7 protein-coding genes are annotated in these 7636 nt (G+C 69.7%); 6 read left to right on the top strand and 1 reads right to left on the bottom strand.

Annotated elements, in window-relative coordinates:
- The first annotated feature begins 1 nt into the window (after position 1).
- Complete coding sequence (locus QSK35_RS12160) at positions 2-457, top strand: HEPN domain-containing protein (RefSeq protein ID WP_285745362.1); 456 nt, start codon at positions 2-4, stop codon at positions 455-457.
- Here the strand turns inward: QSK35_RS12160 and QSK35_RS12165 are convergent, their stop codons facing one another.
- On the bottom strand, positions 458-3652 hold the full coding sequence (locus tag QSK35_RS12165) for a S8 family peptidase (RefSeq protein WP_285745364.1): 3195 nt from the start codon (positions 3650-3652) through the stop codon (positions 458-460).
- A gap of 265 nt (positions 3653-3917) precedes the next feature.
- On the opposite strand from QSK35_RS12165, the gene QSK35_RS12170 reads away from it, so the two are divergent.
- The 5 genes from QSK35_RS12170 to QSK35_RS12190 form a co-directional block, all read left to right on the top strand.
- Complete coding sequence (locus QSK35_RS12170; protein WP_285745366.1) at positions 3918-4118, top strand: hypothetical protein; 201 nt, start codon at positions 3918-3920, stop codon at positions 4116-4118.
- Between the two features lie 34 nt (positions 4119-4152).
- On the top strand, positions 4153-4770 hold the full coding sequence (locus tag QSK35_RS12175; RefSeq protein ID WP_285745368.1) for a DUF1707 SHOCT-like domain-containing protein: 618 nt from the start codon (positions 4153-4155) through the stop codon (positions 4768-4770).
- 47 nt (positions 4771-4817) lie between these two features.
- Positions 4818-5126, top strand: a complete 309-nt coding sequence (locus QSK35_RS12180) for a hypothetical protein (protein WP_285745370.1) — start codon at positions 4818-4820, stop codon at positions 5124-5126.
- 47 nt (positions 5127-5173) lie between these two features.
- Positions 5174-5575: a hypothetical protein gene (locus tag QSK35_RS12185; protein ID WP_285745372.1), complete on the top strand. Its 402-nt coding sequence runs from the start codon at positions 5174-5176 to the stop codon at positions 5573-5575.
- Positions 5572-7636: bifunctional polysaccharide deacetylase/glycosyltransferase family 2 protein (locus tag QSK35_RS12190; protein ID WP_285745374.1), on the top strand; the 2065-nt coding region annotated here is incomplete at its 3' end. The genes QSK35_RS12185 and QSK35_RS12190, both read left to right, overlap by 4 nt.

Genomic DNA, 7636 nt, shown 5'->3' on the forward strand with positions numbered 1-7636 from the left:
CGTGAGCCGATGGAACCGGGGCAGCGGCACGATCGATGACCTGCTCGCCCAGCGACACCTGGATCGCGTCACCGGCGCGGCCGCCGTTGGCGACCCATGGCTGCGCCAGGCCGACCGCAAGCTGAACACCGCCAAGCAGATCGTTGATGACGACCCGGAGTCCGCTTTCTGCCTGGCGTATGACGCCGCCCGGTTCGCGGGCACGGCTCTGCTTGCCCAGCAAGGACTTCGCCCCACCCAGGCCGGGGGCCACACGGCCGTGTCCGACGCCGTGCGCGACCAGTTCGGCGGTTCGTTCGCACAACTGGGCACGCTTCGCAGGCGGCGCAACGAACTCGAGTACCCCGCCTTCCCCGGCGAGCAGGCCGAGCCCGCCGAAGCGAAGGCGGCGATCGCGGCCGCCGAACAGATCCTGTCCGACGGCCGCCGGCTGATCGAGCACCCCGGCCTCTACTGATCAGGTCCCGAGGCGGTAGGCGCGGATCACCTTCTCCTCCACGCTGTTCCCGCCGCTGTCCTTGGCGAACACCTGCAACGACACGAACCCGGACACGCCGGGCGGGTTGGTGACGGTGGCATACCCACCCTTCCCGACCCGCACAACAGGCGCGGGCACCCACGTGACGCCATCGTCGAAGGAAGCCCGCACGGTCAGCTCGGTCACCGGCAGATCCGCCGTCCCGCCCTGCCGTTCCACCCGCAACGGCACCAAGGTGCGCGGCGCCAAAGGAGCCCGGTTGTAGCTGTCCAGCGCGGGCGCGAACTTGACCGCGAGGACCGGGACTCGTGTGGCCGACGAACCGCCGGCGTAGGCGGCCCGGAACGTCCAAGTGCCGGAGACCTCGGTGGACAGCTCGGACCACGGCACGGAACGCGTGGCGCGACCGACGATGCGGTAGGCGGCGTCACCACGCACCGCGGGGGCCGAAAAACCCGTATAGGTGGAGTTCGATGCAACCTCCACGCCGTCGCGGAACACGGTCCAGCCACCGCGGACGGCCGGGTCGGGGCGGGTGAACTGGTACTGGCCCGTGTCGGCGAACAGCGGGAGCCGGCCGTCCAGGGTGTCGCCCCAGTGGCCGACCCACAGGTTCTCGTCGGGACCGGGCATGCCGGAAGCCGGCGACGGCAGGCCAGGGCCCTCGACCGCACCGTTCCACGGTTCAACGGAGGAACCCGCGCGGTAGCCGAAGACGGTGGCCCACACGATGCCGTATGGCGACGGCGGGTTGCCGCCGATCTGGCCCGGTTCGCGGTACAGGGAGTTGATCCAGAACAGGTCGCGGCCCGCCGTGTAGAACTCGACCCGGTCGCCCGGCTGCCGCACTCGCGTCACAGCGCTGCTGCCGAACACCTGCAGCGGCGCGAAGCCGACCAGCTCGCGCACCACCAGGCCCGACTTGCCGTTCTTGCTGCTGAACGTCGCGTGCACGCGCGCCAGGTCGGCGTCGCGCTGCACCACGTTGGCACCGGCCGGGATCTTGCCCGGCCAGTACTTGACCAGGGTGTAGTACGGCCCGCGGGCGACCAGGTCCGCGTCCAGGCCGTCGGCCAGCTGAGCGTCGTAAGTCGTCATGAACGTGTCGGCCGTGCCGCCCGACGCCGCCGCCGAGTACAGCTGCACCGAACGGTCCTGGACGTAGACGCCGAGGGCCGTCGTGCTGCCCTCGACCGTGCCCAGGACGGCGCCGAACGACCGGTACAGCTCCATCGAAGAAGTACGCGCTGGGCGGACCGTGAACTTCTTGCCGCGCCGGGCATCCAGGGTCACCGTCGTGTTCTTGGTCAGTGTCAGCGAAGGATCACCGGCGAGGGTCGCATCCTTCGCGCCGGTGATCATCGCGCCCAGGCGGTAGGTGCCCTTGGGCAGGCGGATCGTGCCCTGCCCGCCCTGGACGTAGATCGAGCCCTCGCCCGCGGAACCCAGGAGGTCGACGCTGTGCTCACGGTCGTCGCTCGCCGGCTTGCCCGTGCGGTCGATCAGCTTGACCGTGATGTCGTAGCTCTCGGCCTCGGCGGTGATGCCGACGGTCGTCTGCAGCACCGTCGACCCGGCCGAAGCCACCACGCGACCGCTGAACTTACCGACCTTCAGCAGGCCCGGATTGCTGCGCAGCTCAACGGAAGCGGTGCCGCGTGCGGGCACCGTGACCTTGTCCGCGGACAACGTGAGAACACCCGCTGGAGCATCGGAGCTGAACGACAGCGACAACGACACTGCGGCGTCGCCGGAGTTGGTGTAGGTGACGGACCTGGTCTCCGGCTTGCCTGAACCGTGCGGCCACCGCACCAGGCTGAAGCTCGCGTTCGCCGACGCCGCAACGGTTTGGGACACCGCACGTGCCACGTCGACCCGGCCGTTGCCCTGCGCGTACACCGAACCGGTCACGGAATGTGCGGACGACGTCAAGGAATTCTTGATCTCCGCCCCGGTCCACTGTGGATGCTGCTGCGCCAGCAGTGCCGCCGCGCCCGCGACGTGCGGGGTCGCCATCGACGTACCCGAGTAAGCCACATAACCACCACCGGCGCGGGCCGCGGTGATGTCCTCACCGGGTGCCACCACGTCCGGCTTGACCGCGTAGTCGCCGGATCGCGGGCCACGGCTGGAGAACTCCGACATGACGTCCTTTTTGGACACACTGCCGACGGTCAGCGCCGAGGAAGCGGCACCGGGTGCGCCGATCGAGGCGCCCGGCCCCTCGTTGCCCGCCGCGATGACGAACAGCACGCCCTTCTTGCTGAGGTTGTCGACGGCCAGCGACATGTCGTCCGTGCCGTCACTCGGCGACGACGAGCCCAGCGACATGCTGACCACGCGCGCACCGGACTCGACCGCCCATTCCATCGCCTCGATGATGTCGGACTCCGTGCCGGAGCCGTCGTTGTCGAGCGCCTTGCCGATCACCAGCCGTGCGTCCGGTGCCACGCCTCGATAACGAACGCCCTGGCCGGCCACGGTGGAGGCGACGTGCGTGCCGTGGCCGTTGCCGTCCTGCACGCCCTCACCGGTGAAGTCCTTCTCCGCCACCACGACGTCCTTCAGGTCGGGGTGCGCGCGGTCGTAGCCGGTGTCGATGACGGCGACCTTGACGCCCTTGCCGGTGTACCCGGCCTGCCACGCGGCGGGCGCGCCGATCTGCGGCACGCTCTGGTCGAGCGACGCCTTCACCTTGCGGTCCAACCGGACCCGCGAGGAGCCGAACGCCCAGAACCCGCCCTTCGGCACCCGTGCCGCGACGGCGCCGATGCTGGACAGCTCGTGCGTCACGGAAGCGCCGTGCACGCCACCGGAGACGATCACCGGCAGGTCGGTGCGCGAGGCATCGTCGTAGCCCTGCTCGATGAGGCCGGTGACGTCGAACAACGCACGGTCGAGCTGTCCGGACCGGACGCGGCCGGCGACGTCGCCGGGCAGCACGGTCAGGCGATCTCCCTTGGCCTGCCTGAAGAACACCTGCGAGGCACGGCCGGCTCCCGGCTCGATCCGGACGGTCTGCTTCCCACCGGGCGCCTTGGTCACCGTGACGCGGTCACCCGTGATCAGGGTGACGGTCTGACCGCCGGCGGGTGGTGGTGACGCGTGTGCGATGCCGCCGGTGAACAGCCCGGCGACCAGCGCAGCCGCCGCGATCAATGCTGTCGAACGCATGTCCCGTGCCCTTCGTCGCGAGAGCGCGACCAGTTCGGGGCGGCGTGCTGGTCTGAACCATTCCCAGTTTTCTGCTGCGCACAGCGACGGACAACCCGCTGATCGGGGTACACAAGATGACGTAGATCATCAGCCGATGGCGGTACGTACAGATCACCTGATCAGGTACGCCAATCAGCCTATTCGGGAGTCAAGTGTCGACAAGTCGTCTCCGAGATAGGGAGAAGAGACGCCCAGTTGAGACGAATCCCCCGGAGGTACCACCGTGACCGTCGAGCAGAAACGGGTCCGGCCACTGTGCGAGTCCCCGCTCGTGATCTTCAGTGTCTGCGCGACCGTCTCCGTCCTGATCGGTGTGCTGCCGCACCTCTGGATGAACCACCAGTCGTGGGCGTTCGTCGTCGCCGGAACCCTCGTGATCGCGCTGGGGCTGACCGTGGCCCTTGCTCCTGGCCGGAAAGGCTGAGTTTCCGCGGGTCACCAGGCCTAGACTCGGCTGGGTGAGCGACGAGCTGGTACCCGCCGACCAGAGCAACCTGCGCGCCTCGGACGCCGACCGGGAACGCGTGGCACAGGTGCTGCACAAGGCGACCGCCGAGGGCCGCCTGGACATCCACGAGCTCGACGAGCGGCTCGCCGCCGTCTACGCCGCCAAGACCTACGGCGAGCTGGCGCCGCTCACGGCGGACCTCGTGTTGAGCGGAGTCCCGCAGGCGCAGCCCGTGATGCCGGTGAACAGCCGGATCGGCGGCGTGCCGGGCAGCTCGGTCAGCATCGGCGTGATGTCCGGCGTCGACCGCAAGGGCGACTGGGTCGTGCCGCGCATGCACACGGCCGTCGCGATCATGGGCGGCGTCTCCATCGACCTCACCGCGGCTCGGTTCGAGGCGATGGAGACGACGATCAGCGTGTTCGCGTTCTGGGGCGGCGTCGACATCCGGGTGCCGGACGACGTCAACGTGCGGGTCGACGGGTTCGGCCTGATGGGCGCGTTCGAGAACCGCACCACCGCCCGCAACATCCCCGGCGCGCCGACCGTGCGCATCACCGGGCTCGCCATCATGGCCGGCGTCGACGTGAAGGGCCCGAAGCGCAAGAAGCGCAAGGAAATCGAGTAGCTGGGCCTTGGAACGGCGACCGCGCCGGGTTACCCTCCCTGCCGCCCATGCCGAACCTGCGAAGAAAGCTGCCGCGCTTGGGCATCGGTGCTGTCGCCGGTGCCGTCATCAGCTTCGTCGTGGTGCTCGCCTCCGCCGGGACCGACGGGCCGAGCAGGCCGAACACCATGGTTCCCGTGCCCGGCGTCGACCAGCCGACGCTGGCCCCCACCCCGTCACCGGTCGAGGAGACCACCACGGCGATCGGCGAATCGGTGACCCCGAGTGAACCCGCCGTCACGACAACAGATGTTGTGTCGCCAACGGAAACCAAGCGCAAGGGCCCGCCGACCAAGCCGCCCGGCCGGACGAAGTGATCGTTCTTTGAGACGGCAACCTTCGCGGGTTACCCTCCCTGCCGCCCATGACGAACGCCGCCGCTCCTTCGGACAGACCTGTCTTCGTCGACCCCAGTGGAAGACGGAGAAAACTGCTGCGCATCAGCATCGGTGTCGCGGCCGCCGCGGTCGTCGGTTACCTGGTGTTGCTCGCGATCGCGCTGGGTGGCGGGCCCATCAAGCCGAACACGCTGTTGCCCGTCGCGCCGCAGGTCGACCAGCCGAAGCTCGTGCAGACCCCGGCACCCGGCATCACCACGAGTGACGAGCCCGGCACCACGACCGCCGGGAGCTCGGCGCCCAGCGAGGTGAAGACGACCACTACGCCACCGACGGCCACGACGACTACCACCACCGAGCCGAACGGCCATCGCGACGAGGCACCGGGCGCGACGAACCGGCCGACCGCGCCGGGGAAGACGAAGTGAGCAAGCCGAGAGCCCACTGGGTCCTGCTGGCGCTCAGCATGATCGTGCTACTCGGCCTGTTGCTGCTGGACGCGCTCGTCATCAAGCAGGTCGGCCAGGGTGAGGCGCCAACGGCCGGTCCGAACGGCGCGGTGCCGCAGGCCGTCCGCGAAGGCGGGCCGTTGATCGGCTCGGACGGCAGGGACCTCACGTCCCGCCGCGTCCCCGACAGGACGGTCGTGCTCACGTTCGACGACGGCCCGGACCCGGTGTGGACGCCGAAGATCCTGGAAGTGCTGCGGGACAACGGGATCCACGCCACGTTCTTCGTCACCGGCGCCGCCGCGGCACAGCACCCGGACCTGGTCGAACGCATGGCCGACGAGGGACACGAGGTTGGCCTGCACACGTTCACGCACGTCGACCTGGGCAAGGTCGGCCTCGGGCGCACCCGCGTCGAGCTGAGCCAGACCGGCCTCGTCGTCGCGAGCGCCACGGGACGGTCGAACGCGCTGGTGCGGCCGCCTTACTCGTCGAGCCCGGACGCGCTGGACGACGAGGACCTCGTGGGCGTCCGGAGGGTCGTCGACGAGGGCCACCTGGTCCTGCTGGCCGACCGCGACAGCGAGGACTGGCGCAACCCCGGCGTCGACTCGATCCTCAAGTCCGCTGCCCCTGAGGGCGACCGCGGCGCGATCGTGCTGATGCACGACGGCGGCGGAGACCGGGCCCAGACCGTCGAGGCGCTCGGAAAACTGGTGCCGCAGCTGAAGGAACGCGGCTTCGCGTTCGCCACCGCGGGAGCCGCGCTGAGCGTCCCGGACACCAGGGCGACGTTGGTGGACCGGGCCGAGGGCATGGCGGTGTCGATCGCCGTCCGCGCCGCCCGCGGCGCGACCGAGCTGATGAAGTGGCTCGTGATCATCTCCAGCGTGCTCGCGCTGGCCCGCGCGGTGCTGCTGCTCGGCACGACGCTCATCCACGCCCTGCGCAAGCCCGGCAAGCACGCGCCGAGGCTGCGGCCGCAGCAGGTCACCGTGATCGTGCCCGCGTACAACGAGGAAGCGGGCATCGAGCAGACCATCAGGACGATCCTCGCGAGCCGCGGCGACGTGTGGGTCATCGTCGTCGACGACGGGTCCACCGACCGCACCGTCGAGGTCGTGCGGTCGCTCAACCTGCGCAAGGTCATCCTGTTGCGGCAGGCCAACGCGGGCAAGGCGGCCGCGTTGAACACCGGTCTGCGGCACTGCCGCACGGAGCTCGTCGTGATGGTCGACGGCGACACCGTGCTGGAACCGGACACGGTCGCCGAGCTGATCGAGCCGTTCAGCGATCCGGCCGTCGGCGCGGTGTCCGGCAACGCCAAGGTGGGCAACCGGTCCGGCCTGCTCGGGCGCTGGCAGCACATCGAGTACGTGATCGGCTTCAACCTCGACCGGCGGATGTACGACGTCATGGAGTGCATGCCGACCGTGCCGGGCGCGGTCGGCGGGTTCCGCGTCGAGGCGCTGCACGAGGTCGGCGGCGTCCCGGAGGACACGCTCGCCGAGGACACCGACCTCACGATGGCGCTGGAACGCGCCGGCTGGTCCGTGCTGTACCAGAACTCGGCGCGCGCGTGGACCGAGGCGCCGGCGAGCCTCGGCCAGCTGTGGCGGCAGCGGTACCGCTGGTGCTACGGCACGTTGCAGGCGATGTGGAAGCACCGCGGCGCGATCTTCGAACGCGGTCTCGGCGGCAAGCTCGGCCGGCGCGGGCTGCCGTACCTGTTCCTGTACACCGTCGCGTTGCCGATGCTCGCGCCCGCGATCGACCTGTTCGCCCTGCTCAGCCTGTTCACAGACCCGCTGCGCGGCGCTTTCGCATGGTTCGGGTTCCTCGCGCTGCAGCTGGTTCCGGCGGTGATCGCGTTCCGGCTCGACAAGGAGAGCTTCCGGCCGCTGTGGGCGGTCATCCTGCAGCCGATCGTGTACCGGCAGCTGATGTACCTCGTCGTGATCCAGTCGGTGATCACCGCGATCGCGGGCGCGCGCCTGCCGTGGCAGAAGCTCAAGCGGATGGGCGCGGCCGGTCAGGACG

Source organism: Lentzea sp. NBRC 105346, from assembly GCF_030269605.1.
Taxonomy (GTDB): domain Bacteria; phylum Actinomycetota; class Actinomycetes; order Mycobacteriales; family Pseudonocardiaceae; genus Lentzea.

Coding starts and splice junctions, on each gene's coding strand:
- QSK35_RS12165 (WP_285745364.1), bottom strand. CDS start 3,652: ATGCGTTCGACAGCATTGATCGCGGCGGCTGCGCTGGTCGCCGGGCTG.
- QSK35_RS12180 (WP_285745370.1), top strand. CDS start 4,818: ATGCCGAACCTGCGAAGAAAGCTGCCGCGCTTGGGCATCGGTGCTGTC.
- QSK35_RS12185 (WP_285745372.1), top strand. CDS start 5,174: ATGACGAACGCCGCCGCTCCTTCGGACAGACCTGTCTTCGTCGACCCC.